At 74.6% G+C, this 26459-nt stretch carries 23 protein-coding genes; 15 read left to right on the forward strand and 8 right to left on the reverse strand.

The annotated features are described in order from the left end of the window. Positions 1–54: 54 nt before the first annotated feature. Together PP1_RS01250 and PP1_RS01255 are read left to right on the forward strand one after the other, a co-directional pair. Positions 55–1449: an ATP-binding protein gene (locus PP1_RS01250; RefSeq protein WP_010234048.1), complete on the forward strand. Its 1395-nt coding sequence runs from the start codon at positions 55–57 to the stop codon at positions 1447–1449. After that, a complete protein-coding gene (locus PP1_RS01255; protein WP_010234044.1) occupies positions 1442–3400 on the forward strand; it encodes a vWA domain-containing protein in 1959 nt (652 codons plus the stop codon). The genes PP1_RS01250 and PP1_RS01255 overlap by 8 nt, the downstream gene beginning before the upstream one ends. Positions 3401–3405: 5 nt before the next feature. Here the strand turns inward: PP1_RS01255 and PP1_RS01260 are convergent, their stop codons facing one another. From PP1_RS01260 to PP1_RS01270, 3 genes are all read right to left on the reverse strand, one after another. Further along, entirely contained in the window at positions 3406–4290 is an 885-nt protein-coding gene (locus PP1_RS01260; RefSeq protein WP_010234042.1) for an NmrA family NAD(P)-binding protein, read from the reverse strand. Positions 4291–4325: 35 nt separating this feature from the next. Then, a complete protein-coding gene (locus PP1_RS01265; RefSeq protein ID WP_010234040.1) occupies positions 4326–5117 on the reverse strand; it encodes a transporter substrate-binding domain-containing protein in 792 nt (263 codons plus the stop codon). Positions 5118–5890: 773 nt separating this feature from the next. Next, positions 5891–6748 carry a LysR family transcriptional regulator gene (locus PP1_RS01270; RefSeq protein WP_010235011.1) on the reverse strand — a complete coding sequence of 286 codons (858 nt, stop codon included), beginning with the start codon at positions 6746–6748 and terminating at the stop codon, positions 5891–5893. An 88-nt stretch (positions 6749–6836) separates the two neighbouring features. Here PP1_RS01270 and PP1_RS01275 point away from each other — a divergent pair, with 88 nt between their 5' ends. Continuing rightward, on the forward strand, positions 6837–7823 hold the full coding sequence (locus PP1_RS01275) for a bile acid:sodium symporter family protein (RefSeq protein ID WP_010235008.1): 987 nt from the start codon (positions 6837–6839) through the stop codon (positions 7821–7823). Then, positions 7820–7999: a hypothetical protein gene (locus PP1_RS01280; protein ID WP_010235005.1), complete on the forward strand. Its 180-nt coding sequence runs from the start codon at positions 7820–7822 to the stop codon at positions 7997–7999. Before PP1_RS01275 ends, PP1_RS01280 begins: the two co-directional genes overlap by 4 nt. 18 nt (positions 8000–8017) lie before the next feature. Here PP1_RS01280 and PP1_RS01285 read toward each other — a convergent pair whose 3' ends face one another. After that, a complete protein-coding gene (locus PP1_RS01285) occupies positions 8018–9142 on the reverse strand; it encodes an N-acetylglucosamine-6-phosphate deacetylase (protein WP_212592109.1) in 1125 nt (374 codons plus the stop codon). Then, a complete protein-coding gene (locus PP1_RS01290; RefSeq protein WP_050802493.1) occupies positions 9139–10149 on the reverse strand; it encodes an SIS domain-containing protein in 1011 nt (336 codons plus the stop codon). Before PP1_RS01290 ends, PP1_RS01285 begins: the two co-directional genes overlap by 4 nt. A 122-nt stretch (positions 10150–10271) precedes the next feature. On the opposite strand from PP1_RS01290, the gene PP1_RS01295 reads away from it, so the two are divergent. The 6 genes from PP1_RS01295 to mshC all read left to right on the forward strand — a co-directional run bounded on the left by PP1_RS01295 (position 10272) and on the right by mshC (position 16980). Further along, positions 10272–10985, forward strand: coding sequence for a GntR family transcriptional regulator (locus PP1_RS01295; RefSeq protein ID WP_010238322.1), 714 nt, complete (start codon positions 10272–10274; stop codon positions 10983–10985). After that, entirely contained in the window at positions 10982–11977 is a 996-nt protein-coding gene (locus PP1_RS01300; protein ID WP_075314244.1) for an N-acetylglucosamine kinase, read from the forward strand. The genes PP1_RS01295 and PP1_RS01300 overlap by 4 nt, the downstream gene beginning before the upstream one ends. Beyond that, positions 11974–12936 carry an N-acetylmuramic acid 6-phosphate etherase gene (locus tag PP1_RS01305; protein WP_083697144.1) on the forward strand — a complete coding sequence of 321 codons (963 nt, stop codon included), beginning with the start codon at positions 11974–11976 and terminating at the stop codon, positions 12934–12936. Before PP1_RS01300 ends, PP1_RS01305 begins: the two co-directional genes overlap by 4 nt. Further along, a complete protein-coding gene (locus PP1_RS01310; RefSeq protein ID WP_010224126.1) occupies positions 12933–14141 on the forward strand; it encodes an anhydro-N-acetylmuramic acid kinase in 1209 nt (402 codons plus the stop codon). Before PP1_RS01305 ends, PP1_RS01310 begins: the two co-directional genes overlap by 4 nt. A gap of 78 nt (positions 14142–14219) precedes the next feature. Continuing rightward, positions 14220–15710, forward strand: coding sequence for a sodium:solute symporter (locus tag PP1_RS01315; protein WP_029239139.1), 1491 nt, complete (start codon positions 14220–14222; stop codon positions 15708–15710). A 31-nt stretch (positions 15711–15741) separates the two neighbouring features. Continuing rightward, positions 15742–16980: a cysteine--1-D-myo-inosityl 2-amino-2-deoxy-alpha-D-glucopyranoside ligase gene (gene mshC, locus PP1_RS01320; RefSeq protein WP_010224122.1), complete on the forward strand. Its 1239-nt coding sequence runs from the start codon at positions 15742–15744 to the stop codon at positions 16978–16980. Positions 16981–17022: 42 nt separating this feature from the next. Here mshC and PP1_RS01325 read toward each other — a convergent pair whose 3' ends face one another. Further along, positions 17023–17988, reverse strand: a complete 966-nt coding sequence (locus tag PP1_RS01325) for a zinc-binding dehydrogenase (RefSeq protein ID WP_075315086.1) — start codon at positions 17986–17988, stop codon at positions 17023–17025. A 102-nt stretch (positions 17989–18090) separates the two neighbouring features. Between PP1_RS01325 and PP1_RS01330 the strand changes: the two genes are divergently transcribed. Next, complete coding sequence (locus PP1_RS01330; RefSeq protein ID WP_075314242.1) at positions 18091–18453, forward strand: DUF2237 family protein; 363 nt, start codon at positions 18091–18093, stop codon at positions 18451–18453. A gap of 16 nt (positions 18454–18469) precedes the next feature. On the opposite strand, the gene PP1_RS01335 is transcribed toward PP1_RS01330, so the two are convergent. Further along, positions 18470–19606 carry an MFS transporter gene (locus tag PP1_RS01335; RefSeq protein ID WP_075314241.1) on the reverse strand — a complete coding sequence of 379 codons (1137 nt, stop codon included), beginning with the start codon at positions 19604–19606 and terminating at the stop codon, positions 18470–18472. A 43-nt stretch (positions 19607–19649) separates the two neighbouring features. Next, positions 19650–20540, reverse strand: coding sequence for a PAC2 family protein (locus PP1_RS01340; protein ID WP_010227415.1), 891 nt, complete (start codon positions 20538–20540; stop codon positions 19650–19652). A gap of 138 nt (positions 20541–20678) precedes the next feature. Between PP1_RS01340 and metH the strand changes: the two genes are divergently transcribed. The 4 genes from metH to hisG all read left to right on the forward strand — a co-directional run bounded on the left by metH (position 20679) and on the right by hisG (position 26422). Next, positions 20679–24335 carry a methionine synthase gene (gene metH, locus PP1_RS01345; protein ID WP_075315084.1) on the forward strand — a complete coding sequence of 1219 codons (3657 nt, stop codon included), beginning with the start codon at positions 20679–20681 and terminating at the stop codon, positions 24333–24335. Next, complete coding sequence (locus PP1_RS01350) at positions 24328–25026, forward strand: HAD family hydrolase (protein ID WP_010227419.1); 699 nt, start codon at positions 24328–24330, stop codon at positions 25024–25026. The genes metH and PP1_RS01350 overlap by 8 nt, the downstream gene beginning before the upstream one ends. 190 nt (positions 25027–25216) lie before the next feature. Next, the gene (locus PP1_RS01355; protein WP_010227420.1) at positions 25217–25480 is read left to right on the forward strand and encodes a phosphoribosyl-ATP diphosphatase; all 264 of its coding nucleotides are present in this window, start codon (positions 25217–25219) and stop codon (positions 25478–25480) included. Positions 25481–25531: 51 nt separating this feature from the next. Continuing rightward, a complete protein-coding gene (gene hisG / locus PP1_RS01360; RefSeq protein WP_010227422.1) occupies positions 25532–26422 on the forward strand; it encodes an ATP phosphoribosyltransferase in 891 nt (296 codons plus the stop codon). The last annotated feature ends 37 nt before the right edge of the window (positions 26423–26459 follow it).

The following is a 26459-nucleotide window of genomic DNA, read 5'->3' on the forward strand; positions in this document are numbered from 1 at the left end:
GGGGCACGACGCGATCGCGCGCCGGTCGCCGCGACCGGGCGTAGCGTGGAATCCGTGCCCGTCACACCTGACCTTCCCCGTACCGTCGGCGCGCTGCGTACGTCCGGCCACGAACTGCGGGGCGTGAAGCAAGAGATCCGCGACAACCTCCTGGCGGCCCTGCGCGAGGGCCGCGACCCCTGGCCCGGCATCGTCGGGTTCTCCGACACCGTCGTCCCGCAGCTCGAGCGGGCCCTCATCGCCGGCCACGACCTCGTCCTGCTCGGTGAGCGCGGCCAGGGCAAGACCCGGCTCCTGCGGTCGCTGGGCAACCTGCTCGACGAGTGGGCCCCCGTCATCGACGGCTCCGAGATCGGTGAGCACCCCTACGAGCCGATCACACCGGCCTCCGTCCGGCGGGCGGAGGAGCTGGGCGACGACCTGCCCGTCGCCTGGGTGCACCGCTCGCACCGCTACACCGAGAAGCTCGCCACCCCGGACACCTCGGTCGCCGACCTGATCGGCGACGTCGACCCGGTCAAGGTCGCCGAGGGCCGCTCGCTGGGGGACCCGGAGACCATCCACTTCGGTCTCGTCCCGCGGGCGCACCGCGGGATCGTCGCCATCAACGAGCTGCCCGACCTGGCCGAACGCATCCAGGTCGCGCTGCTCAACGTGATGGAGGAGCGCGACATCCAGGTCCGCGGCTACACGCTGCGGCTGCCGCTGGACGTGCTGCTCGTCGCGAGCGCGAACCCGGAGGACTACACCAACCGCGGGCGGATCATCACCCCGCTCAAGGACCGGTTCGGCGCCGAGGTCCGCACCCACTACCCGCTGGAGCTGGCGCCCGAGGTCGAGCTCGTCGCGCAGGAGGCCTCGCTGGAGGCCGAGGTCCCGCGGCACCTGATCGAGGTCGTCGCCCGGTTCACCCGGCACCTGCGGGAGTCCTCGGCGATCGACCAGGGCTCCGGCGTCTCGGCCCGGTTCGCCGTCGCCGCGGCGGAGACCGTCGCCGCCGCCGCGCTGCGCCGGGCCGCGCTCGTCGGTGAGGACCGCGCCTACGCCCGCCCGGTCGACCTGGAGTCGGTGCCCGCCGTGCTGCGCGGCAAGCTGGAGTTCGCGGCCGGCGAGGAGGGGCGCGAGGACGAGGTGCTGGAGCACCTGCTGCGCCGCGCCACCGCCGACACCGCGCGGTTCGCGCTGCGCGGCGTCGATCTCGACGAGCTCGCGGTCGAGGTCTCCACCCGCCCGGTCCGTACCGGTGAGCGGGTCCCGGCCCGCGACGTCGTCGCCGCGCTGCCGCAGGTCGGGGCGCTCACCGAGATCGCCGGGAAGCTCGGTGCGTCCGGCACCGAGGACCCGGGCCCGATGGCCTCGGCCGCCGAGCTGGCCCTGGAGTACCTGTTCCTCACCCGGAAGCTCGCGAAGGACGCCGGCGACGACGGGGACACGGTGTCGTATGGCTGATCCGCGCCGCGCGAAGCGGCGTTGGGCCTACGGGCCCTACACCGGCGGGCCCGACCCGCTGGCGCCGCCGTTCGACATCCGGTCCGCGATGGACCAGATCGGTCGCGACGTCATGGAGGGCAGCTCCCCGCGGCAGGCGCTGCAGGAGCTCATGCGGCGCGGTCTCGACGGGCGTCGCGGTCTCGACGACCTGACCCGCCGTGTCTGGGAGCAGCGTCGCGACCTGCAGCGGGACAACCGGATCGACGGCACGCTGCAGGAGGTCCGCGAGCTCCTGCAGCGTGCCCTCGACGCCGAGCAGGAGTCCCTGCGCAACGAGGACTCCGACGACGCCCGGTTCCGCGAGATGCAGCTCGACGCCCTGCCGTCCGACACCGGCGGTGCCGTCCGCGAACTGGGCTCCTACGACTGGCGGTCCGCCGACGCCCGCGAGGCGTACTCCGAGATCCGCGACCTGCTCGGCCGGGAGATGCTCGACCAGCGCTTCGAGGGCATGAAGCAGGCGCTCGAAGGAGCGACGCCGGAGGACGTCGAGCGGATCAACGAGATGCTCGACGACCTCAACGACCTCCTGGAGCACCACGCCCGCGGCGAGGACACCACGGAGCGGTTCGCCGAGTTCATGGGCAAGCACGGTGACCACTTCCCGGAGAACCCGCAGAACACCGAGGAGCTGGTCGACGCGCTGGCCGCCCGGTCCGCGGCCGCCCAGCGGATGATGAACTCGATGTCGGCCGAGCAGCGGGCCGAGCTCGCCGAGCTGGCCCAGCAGGCGTTCGGCGACCCGCGGCTCGCGCAGTCGCTGGCGCGGCTCGACGCCCAGCTGCAGGGCATGCGGTCCGGCGAGGACTGGTCGGGGGAGGGGAACTTCCGCGGCGACAACCCGATGGGCATGGGCGAGGCGACCCGCGCGCTGGAGCAGCTCGGGCAGCTCGACGCGCTGGCCGAGCAGCTCGCCCAGAGCTACCCGGGTGCACGCATGGAGGACATCGACCTCGACGCGCTCACCGAGATGCTCGGCCCGGAGGCGGCGGCCGACGCCCGCACGCTCGCCGAGCTGGAGCGGGAGCTGCAGCGCCAGGACCTCTTCCGGCGGGCGCCCGACGGGTCGCTGATGCTCTCGCCGAAGGCGTTGCGCACCCTCGGGCAGTCCGTGCTGCGCGACGTCGCCGACCGGATCGCGGGGCGCCAGGGACAGCGGGAGACCCGCCGCGCCGGTGCGGCGGGGGAGGCGACCGGGGCGACCCGGCCGTGGGCGTTCGGCGACACCGAGGCCTGGTCGGTGCCGCGCACCCTGCTCAACGCGCAGCTGCGGCGGGCGGGCGGCGACGACCGCGCGCTCGACGTGGCCGACGTCGAGATCGTCGAGACCGAGCAGCGGACCCGCGCCGCGGTGACGCTGCTGGTGGATACCTCGTGGTCGATGGTGGCCGAGGGCCGCTGGGTGCCGATGAAGCGCACGGCGCTGGCCCTGCACCAGCTGATCTCGACCCGGTTCCGCGGCGACGACCTGTCGCTGATCACGTTCGGGCGGCACGCGCAGACCGTCGACCTCGCCGAGCTGGTCGGGTTGGAGGGCGTGTACATGCAGGGCACGAACCTGCACCACGCCCTGCTGCTGGCCCGCGAGCGGCTCGCCCGGCAGCCGGACGCCACCCCGGTGGTCCTGGTCGTCACCGACGGCGAGCCCACCGCGCACCTGGAACGCGACGGCGAGGCGTACTTCGACTACCCGCCCAGCCCGCACACGCTCCGCGCGACCGTCGACGGGCTGGACCGGCTGATCGGGATGGACGCACGGTTCACGTTCTTCGTGCTCGGCGACGACCCCGGGCTGGCCGCGTTCATAGACCGGCTGGCCCGTCGCGCCGGCGGCCGGGTCGTGAACCCCGACCTGGACGGGCTCGGTGCGGAGGTGGTCGCGGACTACCTGCGCAAGCGGACGGGCTGACCCGGTCACGGGCCGGGCGCGACGGCCCCGCGCAGGTGCTCCGCGGCCCACGACCGCAGCGACGTCGGCGTGGTGGTCGTCGCGTCCCGCGGCGGCTCGGGGGCGACGCCGTCGGTCAGCCCGGCGGCCATGCCGGCCACCGCGTCGACCTCGGGCGCGCTCAGCCCGGCGGCGGCGAGCATCGCGCGGAACCCGGCGTCGGGCAGGTGCACCGGGCGCACCGGGTGCCCGAGCACCCCGGACAGCACGTCCGCCGCCTGCGCGAAGCAGAGGTCCTCGGGGCCGTGCACACCCTGGACGCTCCGGCCCGTCCACGCGGGGCCGAGCAGCCGGACGGCCGCCACGTCGCCGATGTCGCGTGGATCCACCCAGGGCAGCGGATGGTCGAGCGGCCACGGCGTGGACAGCGTGCCGTCCGCGATCTCCGCCGCCGACATCAGCAGGTTCGTCGTGAAGTAGCCGCAGCGCAGGTGCAGGACCGGTGCCCCGGTGGCGTCGAGCGCCTCCTCGGTCGCACCGAGCCCGTCGATGTCGCCGGTGCCGTGCCGCCGCTCCGCGCCGCCACTGCTCTGGAACACGGTGCCGCCGATCCCGTTCTCCCGAACGGCCGCGGCCACCACCTCCGCGCAGACCGCGTGCTGCTCCATCGGATCCGAACCGGGCGGCCCCGGAGGGTTCACCCAGTACAGCCGGTCCGCTCCCGCCGTCGCGCGCAGGACGGCGTCACGGTCGGTCTGGTCGGCCTGCGCCACCTCGACGAACCCGGCCAGGTCCGGAGGCAGCCGGGCCGGGTCGCGCGCGAGGGCGACCGGACGCACCCCGGCCTGCACCAGGAGCCGGAGCACCCGCGAGCCGACGTTCCCCGTCGGCGTGGTCACCACGATCCGCATGCCCGCACCGTGGCAGGGACCCCCGACAGAACCGCTCAGCCGAGCCAGGGACGGGCGAACCGCTCCCAGGTGCCGTCGGTCCGGGCGGTCTTCAGCCAGACGTCGACGCGCTGGGTGAACGCCGGGTCGCCGGCCTGCGTCAGGTACGCCTTCTCCGAGTCGGTGAAGGGGTCCTCGGGGTGCACCGCGCACAGCTCGCCCGGCCGCTGAGCGGCCTGCCAGCGGGTCTCGATGGCGTCGGTGACCATGAGGTCCGCGCCGCCGTCGGCGACGACGTCGAAGATCGTGTTGTTGTCCGGGTGCGGCACGATCGTCGCGTTGCGCAGGTTCTCCCGGGCGAACCGCTCGTTGGTGCCGCCGGGGTTCACCACGGCCCGCACCCCCGGCCTGTCGATGTCGGCGACGGTCCGGAACCGTTCCGCGTCGGGGCAGCGGACGATGGGCGTCTTGCCGTCCCGCAGGTACGGGATCGTGAACGCGGCCCTCTCCGCACGGTCCGGCGTGATCGACACCCCGCCGACGGCGATGTCGCACTTCCCGGCGACGACGTCGTCGAGCAGGCCCGACCAGGTCGTCTCCACCATCGTCGTCCGCGCGCCGAGCTCCGCTGCCAGGTCACGGGCCATGTCGACGTCGATACCGGACCAGGTCCCGTCCGCGGCGAGGTGGGTGAGGGGCCGGTAGTCACCGGTCGAGCACACCCGCAGCTCCCCGGACTCGGCGATCCGGGCGAGCGCCGGTGAGTCCACCTGGTCCCCCGTCCCGCACCCGGTCAGCACAGCCACGCTGAGCAGGACGGTGGACAGGAACCCCCGGCGTCGTCGCACGATCGAGGACCCTAGCCGCCGGATCCCGCACCGGACAGATCGTGTGCGCCGCCCCGCACCCGCACCCCGCGCCGCGCTCTCCCGGCCCGGCCGCCGCACCCGCTGCTCGCCTGTCGCACCCCGTGCCCGGGCACCGCACGCCGTGCCCGGGCACCGCACGCCGTGCCCGGGTGCCGCACCCTGCCCGGGTGCCGCACCCCGTGCCCGCCGCCGCACCCGTGCTCGGCCGCGGCTCCCCGTGCCCCAGCGCCGCACCCGCTGCCCGGTCGCGGCTCCCCGTGCCCCGGCGCCGCACCCCAGGCGACGGGTGCCCAGAGCGGTGACGGGGTGCGCCGGACACGGCCGCGGTGCGCCGGACGGGCGGGGACGGGCGAGCCGATCCCGGGCCCGGCTGCGCGTCCGTGACGGCGCGCGGCACCCTGAGCCCTGTCGCGGCACCCCGTGACCGTGCGCCGCACCCCACGCAGCGGGTGCGCCGGGCCGGAGCGAGGTGCGGCGGCCGGGAACGGGGTGCGTCAGCGTGGGACGAGGTGCGCGAGCGCTGGGGCCCGGGCACTGCGGGGCCCGAGCCCTGAGGGCCCGAGCCCTGAGGGCCCGAGCACTGGGTGGCCCGAGCGCTGGTGGCCCGAGCACTGCGGGGCCCGAGCACTGGGGGCCAGAGCCCTGGCGGGCCCGGGCCCGTCGGTCGTGCGCCGCACCCGTGGTCGTGCGCCGCACCCCACGCGAGGGGTGCGCGGTGCGGCGACCAGGTGCGGGCGCGGGACCGGGCGGTGCTACGCGCCCGAGCGGAGGTCGGCGGCTGCGGTCCGGATGCTGTGGGCCAGTGCCTCGGCCGGGCCGGTCCGGCGTCTGCCGTGCACCAGCACGACCTCGACCGGTCCGAGGGCCGGCAGCCCCGCACGGGCCGGGACCTCCTCCAGGCCGTCCGGCACCAGGGTCCCGGCGTGTGCCAGCACGCCCAGCCCGGCGAGCGCGGCGGCCCGCAGGCCGGAGAGGCTGCCGCTGGTGCAGACCATCCGCCAGGGGCGTCCGGCCGCCTCGAGCGCGCCGACCGCGGCGCTGCGGGACAGGCTCGGCGGCGGATAGCCGAGCAGCGGGACGGGGTCGTCCGGCCCGATCCCGCAGCCCGGCGGGCCGACCCACACGAACCGGTCGCGGCGCACGACGGCCGGGTCGCCGTCCGCCCCGGGCGCCCGCTTGGCGAAGATCAGGTCCAGCTCGCCGCGGTCCAGGCGTCGTTCGAGGCTGTCGGCCAGCCCGACGGTCAGCCGCAGCTCGACCTCGGGGTAGCGGCGCCGGAAGTCGGCGAGGATCGCCGGGAGCCGGGTGAGGACCAGGTCCTCCGAGACGCCGAACCGGACCCGTCCGTGCACCCGGGCGGAGCGGAAGTGCGCCAGGGCGCGGTCCCCGGCGTCGAGGATGGTCGCGGCGAACTCCTGCATCGCCTCGCCGTCGGCGGTGAGGGCCACCGAGTGCGTGTCGCGGTCGAGCAGCGGGCGCCCGACGATCGCCTCCAGCTTCCGCACGTGCTGGCTGACCGTGGACTGCCCGAGCCCCAGCGCCGTCGCGGCACGGGTGAAGCTCCGCATCCGCGCGACGGCGGCAAACGAGCGCAGCAGCACCGGATCCATCACCCGGTCATCGTAGAACGCGCTGACAGTGAGTGTGCTCAGCTGGTTTCCCGATGGCAGCGGTGCGCGGAGAATCGGTCGGGTGCGTGTGCGTCCCGATCCGTTCCTGGTGCTGCTGGTCCTCACCGTCGGGGTCGCGGCGCTCGTACCGGCCCGGGGCACGGCCGCCGACGTGGCCGACGGCGCGGTGACGGCGGCGATCGCGCTGCTGTTCTTCCTCTACGGCGCCCGGCTCTCCGCGGCGGAGGCGTTCTCCGGCCTGCGGAACTGGCGGCTGCACTCGACGGTGCTCGCCGCGTCGTTCGTGGTCTTCCCGCTGGTCGGGGCGACGGCGCTGCTGTTGCCGGAGTGGCTCCTGCCCGCGCCGCTGGCGACCGGCGTCGTGTTCCTGTGCTGCCTGCCGTCGACCGTGCAGTCGTCGATCGCCTTCACCGGGATCGCCCGCGGCAACGTCCCGGCCGCGATCGTGGCGGCGTCGGTGTCGAACGTGCTCGGCGTGTTCCTGACCCCGGTGCTCGCCGCGCTGCTGCTCGCGACCAGCGGCGGGTTCGACGCGGCGACGTTCGGCGACATCGCGCTCCGGCTGCTCGTGCCGTTCCTCGCGGGGCAGGCGGCGCGGCCGCTGATCGGCCGGTGGGTGACGGCGCACCGGTCCCGGCTGGTCCTCGTGGACCGCGGCTCGATCCTGCTCGTCGTCTACACGGCGTTCAGCGAGGGTGTCGTCGCCGGGACCTGGCGGACCCTCACCCCGCTCTCGCTGGGCGTCCTGCTGGGTGTCTGCGTGCTGCTGCTGGCCGTCGTACTGGGGCTGACGGCGCTCGGCACCCGCGCACTCGGCTTCCGGTCCGCGGACCGGATCGCCATCGTGTTCTGCGGCTCCAAGAAGTCCCTGGCCAGCGGGCTGCCGATGGCCGGCGTGCTGTTCGGCGGCCCGGCGGCGGCGCTGGTCGTGCTGCCCCTGATGCTGTTCCATCAGATCCAGCTGATGGCCTGCGCGGCGATCGCGAACCGCCTCGGCCGGCGCCGGGAACATCTCGACAACCCGGCCGCGTCCGGAGCACCATCTCGGACATGACGACGCCCGCCTGCCGGTTGTGCGGCGCCGTACGGCCCGGCGACGCCGGTGCGGCGGCCGTCGCGGGGTGGGTGTCCGACCGCGACGAGCGCGGCCGGGACGGCTGGCTGTGCCCGGCCTGCGCACGCAGGCACGTCCGCGAGATCGAGTCCAAGCTGGACGTCGAGTGGTGGTGACGCGGGGCACGGCGCCGGTCAGGTGACGGGCGCGCCACCCCGCAGGACGCCCTCGACCACGAGGTCGTCGGACAGCAGCACGAGATCGGCCCGCGCGCCCGCGTCGAGACGACCGGCGCCGGTGTGCCCGAGCAGGCGGGCCGGGGTCGTCGAGGTCCACGCGACGGCCCGGGCCAGTGCCGCCTCCCGCGGGCCCGGGTGCGCCGCCACGATCCGGCGGAACAGCGCGTCGGCGGTCGCGGTCGATCCGGCGATCGTCCCGTCGGCGAGGCGTGCGACGCCACCGTCGACCCGGACGTCGAGCGCACCGAGCCGGTAGCCGCCGTCCGGCATGCCGGCCGCGGCCATCGCGTCGGTGACCGCCGCGACCCGCCCCGGCGCCGCGCGGTCCACGATCTCCCACAGCGCCGGGTGCACGTGCACGCCGTCGGTGATCAGCTCGACGGCGGCGCGGGGATCGGCGAGCAGCGCCGCGACCGGGCCGGGATCGCGGTGGTGCAGCGGCGCCATCGCGTTGAACAGGTGCGTCCCGAGGCGGGCGCCGGCGTCGACCGCGCGGCGGGTGAGGTCGTAGCCGGCCGCGGTGTGCCCGACGGCCGCGAGTGCCCCGGCCCGGTGCACCTGCTCGATCGCCGCGAGCCCGCCGGGGAGCTCGGGCGCGACCGTCACGACGGCGACGGCGCCGGTGGCGAGCAGCGGCTCCAGCTCGGCCGGGTCCGGGTCGCGCAGCAGCGCGGGGTCGTGGGCCCCGCACCGGGAGGCGGCCAGCCAGGGCCCCTCCAGGTGCACCCCGGCGATGACGCCGTCGTCGACGAGCGGCCGCAACGCCCGGACGGCGGCGAGAAGCTCGGCTCGGGGGAGCGTGACCAGGGAGGCGAGCATCGTCGTCGTGCCGCGGGCGGCGTGGAACGCGGCCACCCGGGCCGCCTCGGCGGCGTCGGTGCCGAAGGCGGCGCCGCCCCCGCCGTGGCAGTGCAGGTCCACGAACCCCGGGACGACGACGGCGGCCCGCCGGTCCGGTTCCCGCGGCGGCGGCCCGGAACCGGCAGCCGTCACCCGGCCTCCGCCGAGCTCCACCCACCCGGGCCCCGGCCCGTCCCCGGTGCCCGTGGCCAGCGTCTCCGCGGCGACGAGCAGGCTCACAGGGTCTCCGTCACCTTCGCCAGCCCGCGCGGCGCGTCCGGGTCCCCGCCGCGCGCGACGGCGACGTGGCGGGCCAGCTGCTGCATCGGGAGGATCTCCAGCAGCGGCGCGAGTTCCTCGCGCGGCGCGCCGGGCAGGGGCAGCCCGCCGTCGCCGCCGACCCGCAGGACGTCGGCGTTCCGCGCGGCCAGCGACGCCAGGACCGGCGCCATCGCGTCGCCGCCCGCACCGGGGGAGACGACGGCCAGCACCGGGACCAGCGGGTCCACCAGGGCGAGCGGGCCGTGCAGCAGGTCCGCCCCGGAGAACGCCTGCGCCGAGACGTAGGCGGTCTCCATCAGCTTGAGCGCGGCCTCGCGGGCCGCCGGATAGGAGTAGCCCCGCCCGGTCGTGATCATGCGCTGCGCGAAGCGGTACCGGGCGGCGACCGCGACGACGGCGTCCTCCCCGGCCAGCACCCGCTCGCCCAGCCCGGGCAGTGTGGCTGCTCCGGCGTCGGGCTCACCGCGGACCGCCGACACGAGCAGGTGCAGCGCGAGCAGCTGTGCGGTGTAGGTCTTGGTCGCCGCGACCGCGCGTTCGGGGCCGGCGAGGACGTCGACGTGCCCGTCCGCGGCCGTCGCGAGCGCCGACCGGGCGTCGTTGGTGACGGCGACCGTCAGTGCCCCCTGAGCCCGGGCGGTCTCGACGCACGCCAGCAGGTCCGGCGAGCCGCCGGACTGGCTCACCGCCACGAGCAGGACGTCGCGCAGATCGGGACGGGCCGCGTAGGCGGTCAGGGTCGACGGCGACACCAGCCCGGCGGGCAGGCCCAGCCGGATCTCGGTCAGGTACTTGGCGTAGAGCGCAGCATGGTCGCTGGTGCCGCGGGCGGCGAACAGCACGAACCGCGGTGACCGGTCCCTGACCAGTGCCGCCACCTGGTCCACACCGGACTCCCCGCCGGGGCCGGACGCGCCGAGCAGCCGCCGCCAGACCTCCGGCTGCTCGGCGGTCTCCGCGGCCATCAGGGCTCCGGGATCGTCGGGCACGGCACTCCTCTCGACGTCCGGTGGTCCAGTGGTCCACCGGAGGGCTTGCGATTCGGCGCGCAGAACTGTACCACTGGTCCAGATCTGGAGGAGGGCCGATGAAGTACCGGCGGCTGCACGACGAGCTGCGCGAACGGGTCGACGCCATGGCCGCGGGCGACCCGCTGCCACCCGAGCGCGAGCTCGCCCGCGAGGTGGGCGTGTCCCGGACGACGCTGCGCCGTGCCGTCGACGAGCTGGTCGCCGCCGGCCGGCTGCGCCGCCGGCAGGGCGCCGGGGTGTTCGCCGTCGGGCCGCGGATCGCGCACGGGCTCACCGCGACGTCGTTCTCGGCGGACATGCGGGCCCGCGGGCTGGTCCCGGCCACCCGGATCGTGGAGTTCGAGACCGGTCCGGCCGGGGCGCGGCTGGGCCGGCGCCTGGAGCTGTCGCCGGACGCCGTCGTCGTCCGGGCGTTGCGGCTGCGGCTCGCCGACGACGAGCCGATGGCCCTGGAGACCCTGCACGTCCCGGCCGACCTCGTGCCCGGGCTGACCGAGGAGACCCTGGCCGCGGCGTCGTACTACGAGCTGCTGGCCCGGCACGGTCACGCGGTCGCCGGTGGCCGCCAGTCGATCGAGCCGACGGTCACCGACGGGCCCGAGTCGGACCTGCTGGGCGTGCCGGTGCACAGCCCGGCGCTGTTGTTCGAGCGCACCACACGTGACGACGGCGGCCGGGTGCTCGAGTTCGTCCGCGCCGTCTACCGGGGCGACCGGTACCGCATCGAGGCCGAGATCGCCCCGGTCGCGGCCGGAGTGGGTGCCACGTGACCCGGCTGCTCGCGCTCGACGTCGGCAAGACCGGCTGCCGGGCCGCCCTCGTCGAGGACGGCCACCGCGTCGCGACGGGGGAGTGGAGCGGGGCGAGCGGCCTCGCCGACCGCGACGGCGTCGGCCGGGCCCTCGCCGCGGTCGACGGCGCCACCGGCGGCTGGCCCGCCCCGGACGCCGTCGCCGCGGGACTCGCCGGCCTCGCGTCGGCACCGGACCGGGCCGATGCCCTCGCAGACGGGCTGCGGGAGCGGTTCGGTGCGGGCGTGCGGATCCTCCTGGCCAGTGACATGACCACCTGGCACGCCGGAGCCCTCGGCGGGGCGCCGGGCGTCGTGCTGGCCGCCGGGACGGGGACCGTCGCCCTCGGGATCGACTCCGCCGGGCGTCCGGCCCGGGTGGACGGCTGGGGCTACCTGCTCGGCGACGCGGGCAGCGGCCACGCCATCGGCCGCGGCGGTCTGGACGCCGCGCTCCGCGCCCACGACGGCCGTCCCGGCGGATCGGCGACGCTGCTCGCACGCCTGCGGGACCGCTGGGGCGACCCGGACGGGCTGCCCGGCCGGATCCACGGCTCGGACAACCCGGCCCGCGAGGTCGCCCGGTTCGCCCGGGACGTCGTCGACGCGGCGGGCACCGGGGACCCGGTCGCGGGCGCGATCGTCACCCGGGCCGCGTCCGATCTCGCCGACACCGCGGCCGCGGCCCGGGACCGGCTCGATCCGGGACCGGCAGGCCCGCACGGCCCGCACGGCCCGCACGGCCCGCACGGCCCGCACGGCTCGGACGGCCCGTGGCCGGTCGCCTGCGCCGGCGGCCTGCTCGACGCGGGCCCGGTGCTCACCCGTCCGCTCGACGACGCCCTCGCCGCCCGCGCCCTGACCCGCACCCCACCCCGCGGCGACGCCCTCGACGGCGCCCGCCTGCTCCTGGAGGACCCGACCGTGCCCCACCACGCCCTGCTCGCCCCGCTCCCCGGGGTCCTGCGGTGACCGAGGACCTCGGCGCCCTCGCCACCGAGCGCGCCCGCCCCGACCTCGCCGACCTGGACCAGTGGTCCACCCGCGCGCTGGTCGATCTCGTCACGACCGAGGACGCGCTCGTCGTCGAAGCCGTGCGGGCCGAGGCGGAGCGGATCGCCGCCGTCGCCGATCTCGCCGTCGAGCGACTGGAGCGCGGCGGCCGGATGGTCTACGGCGGCGCCGGCACCGCGGGCCGTCTCGCCGTCCTCGACGCGACCGAGCTCGCCCCCACCTACGGCGTCGGCGACGACCGGGTGGTCGCCCTCCTCGCCGGCGGCCCCGACGCGATGACGCGGGCGGTCGAGGGCGCCGAGGACGACACCGGCGCCGCCCGCGCCGATCTCGCCGCGCTGGACCTCGGCCCCGACGACCTGGTGATCGCGATCAGCGCGTCCGGCCGGACCCCCTACGCCCGCGCGCTGCTCGTCGCCGCCCGCGAGGCCGGGGCGGCCACCGTCGCCGTCGCGAACAACCCCGGCAGCGTCATGGCGGAACTCGCCGACGTCGCGATCACGCTCGACACCGGCCCGGAGATCGTCGCGGGCTCGACCCGGATGAAGGCGGGCACCAGCCAGAAGATGCTGCTCACCGCCCTGTCGACGGCCGTGATGGTCCGGCTCGGCAAGGTGCACCGCAACCTGATGGTCGACGTCGCAGCGACCAACGTGAAGCTGCGCGTCCGGGCGGAGCGGATCGTCGGCGAGGCCACCGGGGCCGGCCCGCGGGAGGTGCGCACCGCGCTCGACGACGCCGGCGGGCACGCCAAGACCGCGATCGTCGCGCTGCTCGCCGGGGTGGACGCCCGCACCGCGGGCCGTCTCCTCTCCGGTGCCGACGGCCGCGTCTCGGCTGCCGTCGCGGCGGGTGCCGGCGGCCCGGTGGACGGCGGCCCGGTGGACGGGGGCACCGTGGACGGGGGCACGGAGTGATCGTCGTCGGCCTGTCCTCGGGGACCTCGGTCGACGGCATCGACGTCGCCGCGGCCGGCCTGGAGATCGGTGGCGGGACGGTCACCATGGCCCCGCTCGGGCACCTCGAGGTGCCGTTCGAGCCGGAGCTGCGTGCCGCCGTCCTGGAGGCCCTCCCGCCGGCCGCGACCACGCTCGGCGCCGTCGCGCGGATCGACACCGGGCTCGGCCACGCGTTCGCGGCGGCGGCACGCACGGGGATCGACGAGCTCACCGGCGGCCGCGCCGACCTGGTCGCGAGCCACGGCCAGACGCTCTTCCACGATGTCGAGGACGGTGCCGTGCTCGGCACCCTGCAGCTGGGCCAGCCCGCGTGGATCGCGCAGGCCACCGGCCTGCCCGTGGTGTCGGACCTGCGGGCCCGTGACGTCGCGGCGGGCGGGCACGGGGCCCCGCTCGCCTCCGTCCTCGACGTCCTGCTGCTCGGTGACCGTGCCGAGGCTGCCGGGGGACCGGTGGCCGCGCTCAACCTGGGCGGGATCGCCAACGTCACCGTGGTCGGGGCGGGACCTGCGGCCGCTTTCGATACCGGCCCGGCGAACGCGTTGCTCGACGCCGCCGCCCGCGCCACGACGGGTGCGCACCAGGACACCGGCGGGGTCCGCGCCGCCCGCGGCACCGTCGACGCCGGCGCGCTGGCCCGGCTGGTCGCCGAGCCGTACTACCGGCTGCCACCGCCGAAGAGCACCGGCAAGGAGCTGTTCGACCCCGCCTACACCGCGCGGGTGCTCGACGGCCACCCCGTGCTCGACCGGCCCGACGACCTGCTCGCGACGCTCGTCGAGCTGACCGCGGGCACCGTCGCCGACGCGCTGGCGCCCTACGGCGTCCGCGAGGTGCTGGTCTCCGGGGGCGGGGCGCGGAACCCCGCCGTCGTCGCTGCGCTGGAACGCCGGCTCGCGCCCGCCCGCCTCGCCCCGGTCTCCGACGCCGGCCTGCCCGGCGACGGGAAGGAGGCGCTGCTGTTCGCCCTGCTCGGGTTCCTCACCTGGCACGGCGTCGCCTCCACGGTGCCGTCGTGCACCGGCGCCCGGGAGCCGACGATCGCCGGCCGGATCAGCCCGGGAGCGGCACCACTGCGGCTGCCCGCACCCGCGGAACCGCCGCTCCGGCTCCGGCTCCGGCTCGCGACCGGACGGGCGGGCGCACCACCCCGCCCGGACTGATCCGGACCGCCGACCCGTCCCGACCCGTCCCCCGCTCCCGGCAGTGTCGCCGGGCCCACACCCCAGGGAGCCGCCGTGCTGCGCACCCTCGACCTGATCGTGATCGTCGCCTACCTGGTGCTGTCGCTCGGCATCGGACTCTGGATGGCCGGCCGGCAGAGATCCAACGAGGACTACTTCCTCGGTGGTCGCGAGATGCCCTGGTGGGCCATCTCGCTGTCGGTCGTCGCCACCGAGACCTCGGCGCTGACCGTGATCAGCGTGCCGACCGTGGCCTACCTGGGCTCGCTGACCTACCTGCAGCTGGCGCTGGGCTACCTGATCGGCCGGATCGTCGTCGCGTTCGTCCTGCTGCCGCGCTACGCCGCGGGGAGGCTGACGACCGCCTACGGCTACCTCGGGCAACGGTTCGGTCGCGGGATGCAGGGCACCGCCTCGGTGGCGTTCCTGCTGACCCGGCTGCTCGCCGACGGCGTCCGGATGTTCGCCGCCGCCATCCCGGTCAAGGTCATCCTCGCCGGGATGGGGCTCGACGTCTCGTTCTTCTGGATCATCGTCGTCCTGTCGTTGGTGACGGTCGCCTACACCTACGTCGGCGGGATCAAGGCGGTCGTCTGGACCGACGTCCTGCAGATGGGGCTCTACGTCGCCGGCGGGATCGTCGCGCTCGCGGTGATCGGGCCGCAGCTGCCCGCCGGGTTCTGGGACGACGCCGTCGCCGCGGGGAAGACCCAGCTGCTCGACTTCACCTCCAGCCCGTTGTCCGCCCCCTACGCCTTCGTGACCGCGGTCGTGGGCGGCGCGCTGCTGTCGATGGCGAGCCACGGCGTCGACCAGATCATCGTGCAGCGGCTGCTGTCGTGCCGGACCGTCCGTGACGGGCAGAAGGCGCTGATCTTCTCCGCGGTCGTCGTCGGCGTGCAGTTCGCGCTGTTCCTGGTCGTCGGGCTCTTCCTCTGGGGCTACTACGGCGGGGCGACCCCGGGCGCGCTGGGACTGGAGACCGGCGACGAGCTGTTCCCGAAGTTCATCGTCGAGGGCCTCCCGGCGGGCGTGTCCGGTCTCCTGCTGGCCGGGATCCTCGCCGCCGCGATGTCGACGCTGAGCTCGTCGCTGTCGGCGCTGTCGTCGTCGACCGTGATCGACCTGGTGCAGACGCTGTCCCGGCGCGAGCTGTCCGCGCAGCAGGGCATCCGGCTGTCCCGGTTCACGACGCTCGTGTGGGGGCTGGTGTTCATCGTCTTCGCCAACCTGTTCACCTCGACCGAGGACCCGGTCGTCGAGCTGGGGCTCTCGGTCGCCGGGATCACCTACGGCGGGCTGCTCGGGGCGTTCGCGCTCGGCATCGTCGTCCGCCGGGCCCGGCAGGCCGACGCGATCGTCGCGTTCGCCGTCGCGGTGGTCGTGATGGGCTCGCTGTTCCTGTTCGCGCCGGACGCCGTCGGCTTCACCTGGTACACCGCCATCGGACTCGTGATCACGATGGTGCTCGGACTGCTGCTGTCACTGCGGCACCGGACACGTGCGACCGAGGAATCGGCGGACGATCCGGCGCGTTCGTCCGCATGAGCACTCCCGACACGTAGGTAGGTTTGACCGCATGGAGACCTGGGCCCCGACCGACGTCCCGGCACTGGAGGGCAGCGGTCCGCCGCTGCGGCTGCACGACACCGCCACCGGGCGGGTGCGGCCGACCGCGCCGGGCCCGGTCGCGACGATGTACGTCTGCGGGATCACCCCGTACGACGCGACCCACCTGGGCCACGCGGCCACCTACCTGGCCTTCGACCTGGTGAACCGGCTCTGGCGCGACCTCGGGCACGAGGTGCACTACGTCCAGAACGTCACCGACATCGACGAGCCCCTGCTCGAGCGGGCCGAGCGCGACCAGGACGACTGGGTCGTGCTCGGGCTGCGCGAGACGGCCCTGTTCCGCGAGGACATGGAGGCGCTGCGGGTGCTGCCGCCGCGCCAGTTCGTCGGCGCGGTCGAGGCGATCCCGGAGATCGCCGAGCTGGTGGAGAAGCTGGTCGCCTCCGGCGCGGCCTACCGGCTGGACGACCCGGAGTACCCGGACGTCTACCACGACGTCTCCGCCACCGGCCGGTTCGGCTACGAGTCGAACTACGACCTCGAGACGATGTTGCAGTTCTCCCGCGAGCGCGGCGGCGACCCGGACCGGCCCGGCAAGCGGAACCCGCTCGACCCGCTGCTGTGGCGGATGGCGCGGCCGGGGGAGCCGGCGTGGGAGTCCGGGCTCGGCCGTGGGCGTCCGGGGTGGCACGTGGAGTGTGCCGCGATCGGGCTGAACCGGCTCGGCCAGCAGATCGACCTCAACGGCGGCGGCTCCGACCTGATCTTCCCGCACCACGAGTGCGGGGCGCTGCACGCCGAGTCGCTCACCGGCGAGCACCCGTTCGCCCGGCACTACGTGCACACCGGGATGATCGGCCTCGACGGCGAGAAGATGTCGAAGTCGAAGGGCAACCTGGTCTTCGTCTCGAAGCTGCGCAGCTCCGGCGTGGACCCGAACGTCGTACGGGTGGCGCTGCTCGACGGGCACTACCGCGACGACCGGTCCTGGACCGACGAGGTGCACGCGAAGGGGGAGGGCCGCGTCGCCCGCTGGCGCGAGGCCGTCGAGCTCGACGCGGGCCCGGACGCCGCCGAGCTGGTCGCGAAGCTGCGCACGCACCTCGCCGACGACCTGGACACCCCCGGCGCGCTGGCCGCCGTCGACGCCTGGGCCGACGAGGCGCTGACCCGCCGCGGCACCGACGCCGGCGCCCCGCAGCTGGCCCGCACCGCCCTGGACGCGCTCCTCGGCGTCCGCCTCTGACGGCACCCGTGGCGCCCCGCCGCCCGGGTGCGGCGGGGCGTCTCACGGTCGCAGAAGGATCTTCCCCGTGGAGCGGCGCCGCTCCAGGTCCGTGTGGGCCCGGGCCGCCTCGGCGAGGGGGTACTCCGCTCCGACCAGCGGCCGGAGCTCCCCGCGTGCGGCGCGCGCCAGCACCTCACCTACTCGGCGGGGCGCGTCCGCCGCGACACCGGCGAGCTGTTCCATGGTCACCACGGTGAGCCGCCGGGAGCGTTCCTCGCACGGCCCCGGCTCGGGCGGGGGACCGCCGACGGCGCCGTAGGAGCTGTACCGGCCGCCGTCGGCGACCAGCCAGGCCGCCGAGCGGCCTGCCGTGCCCCCGACGCCGTCGAACACCACCGCCGGGCCGCGCGGCAGCAGCGCGTGCAGCTCGGCCACCCAGCCCGGACGGCCGTGGTCGACGACGTGCTCGGCGCCGAGCTCCCGCACCTGCCGGCCGCGCGCCACACCCCGCGCGGCACCGATCACCCGGCCGCCTGCCGCCGTCACCAGTTGCACCAGCAGGCTCCCCAGGCCGCCCGCCGCCGGGAGGACGAGCACGTGCTCCCCGGGGTGCACCGGCGTGCGTTCCAGCAGCGCCAGCGCGGTGGCCCCGTCCCCGAACAGGGCGGCGGCAGCCCCGAGGTCCACGCCGTCCGGCACCGCGACCAGCAACGACGCCGGCGCCACGACCCGCTCGACGTAGCCGCCGTGCGGGGCCCGGAGCGCCACCCGGGCCCCGTGCAGGTCCGGGTCCACCCCGGCACCGAGCCCCGTCACCGTCCCCGCGACCACCCCGCCGGGCACGTACGGCGGCTCGGCCGCGAGGTGCGGCGGCCCCGCGCCGCGGCGGATCGCGGTGTCCACCCACAGCACCCCGGCGGCCCCGACGTCGACGAGCACCTCGCCGTCGCCGGGTGCGGGATCGGCCACGTCCCGCACCTGCAGCACCTCCGGCCCGCCGAACCGGTCCACCACGATCGCCTGCATCGCCCGCTCCTCCACACCGTTCCCGTACCAGCGTGCGACCTCGACCGGGCTTCAGGTCCAGTGCGGGATGCCGGGAGCCGGGGTGCGTGGTCGAATGGCCGTATGGCGCGCAACGTGCTCGGCGGGGAGCTGGAGAGCTGCTCGACCGATCCGCTGACCGGCTTCTACCGCAACGGCTGCTGCGACACCGGCGGGGAGGACGCCGGGGTCCACACGGTGTGCGCCCGGGTCACCGCGGAGTTCCTGGACTTCTCCCGGGAACGGGGCAACGACCTGTCCACGCCGCGGCCGGGGTTCGGCTTCCCGGGGCTCGAACCGGGGGACCGGTGGTGCCTGTGCGCGAGCCGCTGGGTGGAGGCGCTGCGCGAGGGTGTCGCCCCGCCGGTGGTCCTCGAGGCCACGCACGCGCGGACCCTGGAGTGGGTGGACCTGGCCGACCTGCGCACGCACGCCGCGGAGCGCTGAGCGCGGCCGGTGCCGGTCAGCCGGCGGGCCGCGGCGCCCTGCCCGCCACCAGCACCGCGGGCGCGGCGACGGCCAGCAACCCGGCAGGCACGACGAACGCCGCCACCGGGTCCACGTGGTACACGGGGGTGAGCCCGACCGGGGACGCCGCCGTCCCCGCGAACCGCACCGCCTGCACCACCGACACGGCGCCGCCGCTGTTCGGCCCGCCCGCACCCAGGACGAGTGCGTTCACCCCGACCAGGATCAGCTGGCTGCACACCCCGCCTGCGGCCCACAGCGCGACGACCACCCAGAGCACCGGCACCAGACCGATGAGCGCGACGAGCACCCCGCCGGCGACCGCACCGGTGAGGACGCAGCGGCGCGGCCCCAGCCGGTCCACCGCACCCCCGATCAGGCGGGCGGTGAGGATCCCGGCCACGCCGAGTGCGGTCAGCACCAGCCCGCGGGACGCCGAGCCCAGGCCGAAGTCGTCCTCGAGCCGCAGCGCGAGCAGGAAGTTGAGACCGGCCAGGCAGCCCCAGCCCAGCCCGGCGACGACGCCGAGCCGCAGCACGGGCCCGGTCCACGCCGAGCGCAGCCGGGGACGGCGGCCGTCCCGGGCCGCGGCGGGTCCGGACGGGATCCCGACCACCCCGAGCAGCAGCGCCACGGCCGCCGCCCCGCCGAACGCGAGCCGCCAGTCGACCTCGGCGGCGAGACCGCCGACCAGCGGCGCCGAGGTCTGCCCGGCTGCCTGCAGGGAGCCGAACCAGCCCAGCGCGCGCCCGAGCCGCTCCGGCTCCACCGCGGTCGCCAGCGCTGCGAGCAGCAGCGGGGTGGTGAACGCGTTCGCCACCCCCTGCAGGGCCCGGCCGGCGAGGAACAGCGTCCAGGAGTCCGCGAGCACGCACACCACCGACGCGAGGACGTAGACCGCGTACCCGGCGACGACCGTCCGGCCGCGGCCCCAGCGCTCCCCGAGCGTGCCCGAGACCAGCATCACACCGGCGAACGGCAGCAGGTAGGCCGTGATCGACACCGCGGCCGTCGCCGTCGGCACCCCGAAGTCGCCGCCCAGCTCGGGCAGCATCGCCGCCGTCATCCCCCCGCCGAACGGCCCGAGGAACGCGCCCGCGAACAGCGCGCCGCGGCGCAGCGCCCCCGTCACCGCGGCACCGGCCCGCCCGTGAGGGGCCGCGCCGGCCCGCCCGTCAGGAGTTCGGGCCGCGACGGCGCAGGTAGCGCTCGAAGTCGGCCGCGATCGTGTCGCCCGAGGTCTCCCGCAGCTCGGTGCGGGTCTCCTCCTCCTCGGTCTCGTTCGCCTGCTCCTCGAGCTGGCGGACGTACTCCCGCACCTCGTCGTCGGCGTCGGCCATCTCGGAGACGGTGCGCTCCCACTCCTCGGCCTTCTCCGGGAGCCCGCCGAGCGGCACCTCGACGTCGAGCGCCTCCTCGATCCGGTGCAGCAGCGCGACCGCGGCCTTCGGGACCTGCGCCTGCGAGACGTAGTGCGGCACCTCGGCCCAGTACGACAGCGCCGGGATCCCGGCCTGCACACAGGCCTGCTGGAACACCGCCACGATCCCGGTCGGGCCCTCGTAGTTCGACGGCTCGGTGCCCATCTCCTTGAGCGAGTCCGCGTCCCACGACGTCCCGCTCACCGGCGTCGGCCGGGTGTGCGGGACCTCCGTGAGCAGGGCTCCGAGTGTGATGACCTTCGTCACCCCCAGGCGCTCGGCGTGACCGACCAGTTCGGCGCAGAACGAACGCCAGCGCAGATTCGGTTCGATGCCGCTGACCAGCACGACGTGCCGGTCCGTGCCCGGCAGCGTGGCCCACGACAGCCGGGTCGTCTGCCACTCGATCTTCCGTGTCACCCCGCCGGCGAGCTTCACGTGCGGCCGGGTCACCTGGAAGTCGTAGTACTCCTCGGGATCGATCGAGGTCAGAGGCTCGGCGTCCCAGCTGAGCTCCAGGTGTTCCAGCGCGGTGCTCGCGGCCTCCCCGGCGTCGTTCCAGCCCTCGAACGCGGCGATGAGGACCGGCTCGACCAGGTCGGGGGCGTCCGCCCCGCCCGTGGTGCTCGGCTCTCGGTCGGTCATCGGCCCAGCCTACGGCCCCGGGGCTTCAGAACCCGGGCGATACCCCGGCCCGGGGTAGCCTGACTGATCGTGTCATCTACGACGGGAGCGGATCACTCGGTGAGCACCTCTTCGGACGGCGACATCTCCACCCGCCGCATCGACCCCGAGCGGGTCGCCACGGCGGAACGGAGAACCGGCCAGCTGCGGGAACTCCTCGGCAGCCGGATCGGTGTCATCGACGGTGCCTGGGGCACCGTCATCCAGGGCCTGGGCCTCACCGCCGACGACTACAAGGCGGAGTGGCTGGAGGGCCACCACAAGGACACCAACGGCGACCCGGACCTGCTGAACCTGACCCGTCCGGACCTGATCCTGGACAGTCACCGGCGCTACTTCACGGCCGGCGCCGACCTCACGACGACGAACACCTTCACCGCCACCACCATCGGCCAGGCCGACTACGGCCTCGAGGACCACGTGGTGGCGATGAACGTCGAGGCCGCGAAGCTGGCCCGGCAGGCGGCCGACGAGTCGGAGGCGGAGACCGGCGAGCCCAAGTGGGTCGCGGGCTCCATCGGGCCGCTGAACGTCACCCTGTCGCTGTCGCCGAAGGTCGAGGACCCGGCGTTCCGCGCGGTGACCTACCAGGAGGTCTACCAGTCCTACGCCGAGCAGATCGCGGCGCTGGACGACGGCGGTGTGGACCTGCTGCTGATCGAGACGATCTTCGACACGCTGAACTCGAAGGCCGCCCTGCACGCCGCGCACGACATCGCGCCGCACTTGCCGATCTGGATCTCGGTGGCGATCGTCGACCGGTCGGGCCGGACGCTGTCCGGGCAGACCGTGGATGCCTTCTGGACCTCGATCCGGCACGCCGACCCGCTGGTCGTCGGCCTGAACTGCTCGCTGGGTGCCGAGGACATGCGCCCGCACGTCGTCGCGCTGTCCGAGATCAGCGACACCTTCACCGCGAGCTACCCGAACGCCGGCCTCCCGAACGCCTTCGGCGGCTACGACGAGACCCCGGACCAGACCGCGGCCCTGCTCCGCGAGTTCGCCGAGTCCGGCCTGGTGAACATCGTCGGCGGGTGCTGCGGCACCGGGCACGACCACATCCGCGAGATCGCGGGCGCGGTCAAGGACGTGGCCCCGCGGACCCCCGTGGAGCCCGCCCACCGGACCCGGTTCTCCGGGCTCGAGCGGTTCGACATCGTCCCGGACACCGGCTTCGTGATGATCGGTGAGCGGACCAACGTCACCGGGTCCAAGCGGTTCCGCAGGCTCATCGAGTCGAAGGACTACAACGGCGCGCTCGACGTCGCGCTGGACATGGTCCGCGGCGGCGCGAACATGCTCGACGTCAACATGGACGCCGACCTCCTCGAGTCCGACGAGGAGATGACGACCTTCCTGAACCTGCTGGCCACCGAGCCGGAGATCGCCCGGCTGCCGATCATGATCGACAGCTCGCGGTGGTCGGTCGTCGAGGCCGGGCTGCGGTGCGTGCAGGGCAAGGGCGTCGTCAACTCGATCAGCCTGAAGGAGGGGGAGGAGCCCTTCCTCCGCCAGGCCGCGACGGTCCGGTCCTACGGGGCGGGCGTCGTCGTCATGGCGTTCGACGAGACGGGCCAGGCCGACACCGCCGACCGGAAGGTCGAGATCTGCGGACGGGCCTACGACCTGCTGGTCGAGAAGGCGGGCCTCCCGCCCGAGGACATCATCTTCGACCCGAACATCCTCGCCATCGCCACCGGCATGGAGGAGCACAACGACTACGCGAAGGACTTCATCGAGGCCCTCCCGCGGATCAAGGAGCGCTGCCCGGGCGCGCACATCTCCGGTGGCGTCTCGAACCTGTCGTTCGCCTTCCGTGGCAACAACGTCGTCCGCGAGGCGATGGACTCGGCGTTCCTGTTCCACGCCATCCAGGCCGGCCTGGACATGGGCATCGTCAACGCCGGCCAGCTCGCGGTCTACCAGGACATCCCGGCCGACCTGCTCGAGATGGTCGAGGACGTCCTGTTCAACCGGCGTCCCGACGCCACCGACCGGCTCGTCGAGAGCGCCGACCGGTTCAAGGGCGAGGGCACCCAGCGCAAGGTCGACCTCAGCTGGCGGGAGAACGACGTCCGCTCGCGGATCTCGCACGCCCTGGTGCACGGCATCGTGGACTACATCGAGGAGGACACCGAGGAGGCGCGCGCCGAGGCCGACCGGCCGCTGCACGTCATCGAGGGTCCGCTCATGGACGGCATGAAGGTCGTCGGCGACCTGTTCGGCGACGGCAAGATGTTCCTCCCGCAGGTGGTGAAGTCGGCGCGCGTGATGAAGCGGGCGGTCGCCTACCTCGAGCCGTACATGGAGGAGGAGAAGGAGGAGGCCAGGGCCCGCGGGGAGATCGACGACCGCGGCAACGGCAAGGTCGTCATGGCCACGGTCAAGGGCGACGTCCACGACATCGGCAAGAACATCGTCGGTGTGGTGCTCGGCTGCAACAGCTACGAGGTCGTCGACCTCGGCGTGATGGTGCCCGCGCAGACCATCCTCGACACCGCCGTCGCGGAGAACGCCGACGTCATCGGCCTGTCGGGTCTCATCACCCCGTCGCTGGACGAGATGGTCGGCGTCGCCGCGGAGATGGAGCGCCGGGGGCTCAAGCTGCCGCTGCTCATCGGTGGGGCGACGACCTCGCGCCAGCACACCGCGGTGAAGATCGCGCCCGCCTACGACGGCAACGTGCTCCACGTGCTCGACGCCTCCCGCGTCGTCGGGGTGGTCTCCGACCTGCTCGACGACGACCGCGCGGAGGCCCTGGGCAAGCGCAACGGCGAGGACCAGGAGCGGCTGCGCGAGCAGCACGCGAACCGGGAGGCCAAGCCGCTGCTGCCGTTCGAGGAGGCGGTGGCCAACCGCGAGCAGGTCACCTTCGACGACCTGCCCGCGCCGGAGTTCACCGGGGTCCGCGAGTGCGCGCCGACCATCGCGGAGCTGCGCGAGCTGATCGACTGGCAGTTCCTGTTCCTGGCCTGGGAGCTCAAGGGCAAGTTCCCCGGGATCCTGAACTCGCCGGTGGCCAAGGAGCTCTACGACGACGCCAACGCGATGCTCGACGAGATCATCGAGGGCGACCGCTTCACGGCGAAGGGCGTCTACGGGTTCTGGCCCGCGCACGCCGAGGGCGAGGACATCGTCATCTCGCCGGACGCGGGTGACGTCCGGCTGCCGATGCTGCGCCAGCAGACCAAGAAGCCGGAGGGCCGCGCCAACCGCAGCCTCGCCGACTACGTGGCGCCCGAGGGCGACCACCTCGGCGCCTTCGCGGTCTCCATCCACGGTGCGGAGGAGATGGCCAAGGAGTACGAGGACGCCCTCGACGACTACCGGGCCATCATGGTGAAGGCGCTGGCCGACCGGCTCGCGGAGGCGTTCGCCGAGTACGCGCACCTCCAGGCACGCCGGCAGTGGTTCGAGCCCGGTGCCGAGCAGCCGCTCGAGGAGCTCCTCGGCGAGAAGTTCCGCGGCATCCGGCCGGCGTTCGGCTACCCGGCCTGCCCGGACCACACCCAGAAGCGTCCGCTGTTCGACCTGCTCGGCGCGGAGGAGCTGGGCATCGAACTGACCGAGTCGTACGCGATGACCCCGGCGGCCGCCGTCAGCGGCATGATGTTCGCCCATCCCGACTCCCGGTACTTCACCGTGGGCCGGATCGGGCGCGACCAGGTCACCGACTACGCGGGCCGGCTCGGCACCGAGGTCGACGAGGTCGAGCGGTGGCTGCGGCCCAACCTCGGGTACAACCCCGATGCCTGAGCCGCGGGCGCTGCGGGGCGTGCTGCTGGACATGGACGGCACGCTCATTGACTCCGAGAAGGTGTGGGAGGTCGCCCTCAACGACCTCATGAAGCACCTCGGCGCGCCTCCGCTGTCCACGGAGGCGCGTCTGGAGTCGGTCGGCGGGTCGCTCGACTCGTCGCTGCGGATCTGCTTCCGCGAGGCGGGCCGGGACCCGGCAGGCGTCCCCGCCGACGAGTACCGGGAGACCGGTGAGTGGCTCTACGACCGGGCCGGCGAGCTGTTCGCGCACGGCGTGCCGTGGCGACCGGGCGCGCGGGAGCTCCTCGGGGCGCTGCGCGCCGAGGGGATCCCGGCGGTCCTGGTCACCAACACGATCCGGGTGCTGGTGGAGCGCGCGCTGGAGACGCTGGGCCGCGAGCACTTCGCGGCCGTCGTCCCCGGCGACGAGGTGGCCGAGCCGAAGCCGGGGCCCGAGCCGTACCGCCGCGGGGCGGAGCTGCTCGGGCTCGACCCCGGTGACTGCGTGGCGGTGGAGGACTCGCCGACCGGCGCGCTGTCCGCGGAGCGGGCCGGGTGCGCGGTGCTCGTGGTGCCGTGCGAGCTGGCCGTCCCGGCGGGGGAGCGGCGCGTGCAGCGCGACTCCCTCGACGGCGTCGGGCCTGCGGAGCTGGCCGCGGTGCTGGCCGAGGTCCGCGCCCGCGGCTGAGACGGTCCCCGCCTCCCCGGTCACGTGCGAGCGGTTCGTCGCCGGCGACGAACGGCCGCACGCGCCCGGGCTGGTCACAAAGGGTGAACCACCCGGCGCGGTGCGTTGCCCGCACGGCTCGGAGCCCCGGGTCTCCGGTGGTGTCGGCCGCGTCACGGTTCACACTGGTCGGCGGAAGGGGTCGATGCACGTGAAGACATTCGACGGGTTGTTCGCCGAGCTCCAGGCCAAGGCCACGGAGCGGCCGGCAGGCTCGGGGACCGTCGCCGCACTGGACGCCGGGGTGCACGCCCAGGGCAAGAAGGTGCTGGAGGAGGCCGGCGAGGTGTGGCTGGCCGCGGAGTACCAGGGTGACGACGAGCTGGCCGAGGAGATCTCGCAGTTGCTCTACCGGCTACAGGTGATCATGATCCAACGGGGGCTCGCCCTCGAGGACGTCTACAAGCATCTGTAGCTCCCGCCCGCACCAGACAGCACAGCCGAGACCGAGATTCAGGAGAGCGTCATGCTCCGCGTGGCACTGCCGAACAAGGGCACCCTGGCCGAGCCCGCCGCCACGATGATGCGCGAGGCGGGGTACCGCCAGCGGACCGACTCACGTGACCTCAGCGTGGTCGACGAGGAGAACGAGATCGAGTTCTTCTACCTGCGGCCCAAGGACATCGCCACCTACGTCGGCAAGGGCGACCTGCACCTGGGCATCACCGGCTTCGACCTCATGGAGGAGTCCGGCAGCCAGACCCAGCAGATCCTCCCGCTGGGCTTCGGCAAGTCCCGGTTCCACTTCGCGGCGCCGACCGACTCGGACTGGAAGCTCGAGGACCTCGACGGCCGCAAGATCGCGACGTCGTACCCGCGGCTGGTCCGCTCGTACCTGTCCGGCAAGCGGATCGGCGCCGAGATCGTGAAGCTCGACGGTGCCGTGGAGATCTCGATCCAGCTCGGCCTGGCCGACGCCATCGCCGACGTCGTCTCCTCGGGGCGGACGCTGCGCCAGCACGGGCTCCAGATCATCGGTGACCCGATCGCGACGTCGCAGGCCACGCTCATCGAGCGCGAGAAGCGTCCCGACCGCGTCGAGGACGGCGACGTCACGTCGACCAAGCGGGTGTTCGCCGACCGGCTCCAGGGTGTCGTCCTCGCCCGCGAGTACCTGATGATGGACTTCGACTGCCCCGAGTCGCTGCTGCCCGACGTGGAGAAGGTGGCCCCGGGCCTGCAGGCGCCGACCGTCTCCCCGCTGCGGAAGGCCGGCTGGGTCGCGGTCCGTACGATGGTCCCGACCAAGGACACCAACCGGGTCATGGACCGGCTCGCCACGATCGGCGCGACCGCGATCCTGACCTCGGAGATCCGGTCGTGCCGCGCCATGACCGTGAACGGCCACGGCAGCTGAGTCGTCCGCTCCCACGACAGCGGCCCGCTCCCGGATC

Source organism: Pseudonocardia sp. P1 (assembly GCF_000178675.2).
In the GTDB taxonomy this organism is placed as follows: Bacteria; Actinomycetota; Actinomycetes; order Mycobacteriales; family Pseudonocardiaceae; genus Pseudonocardia.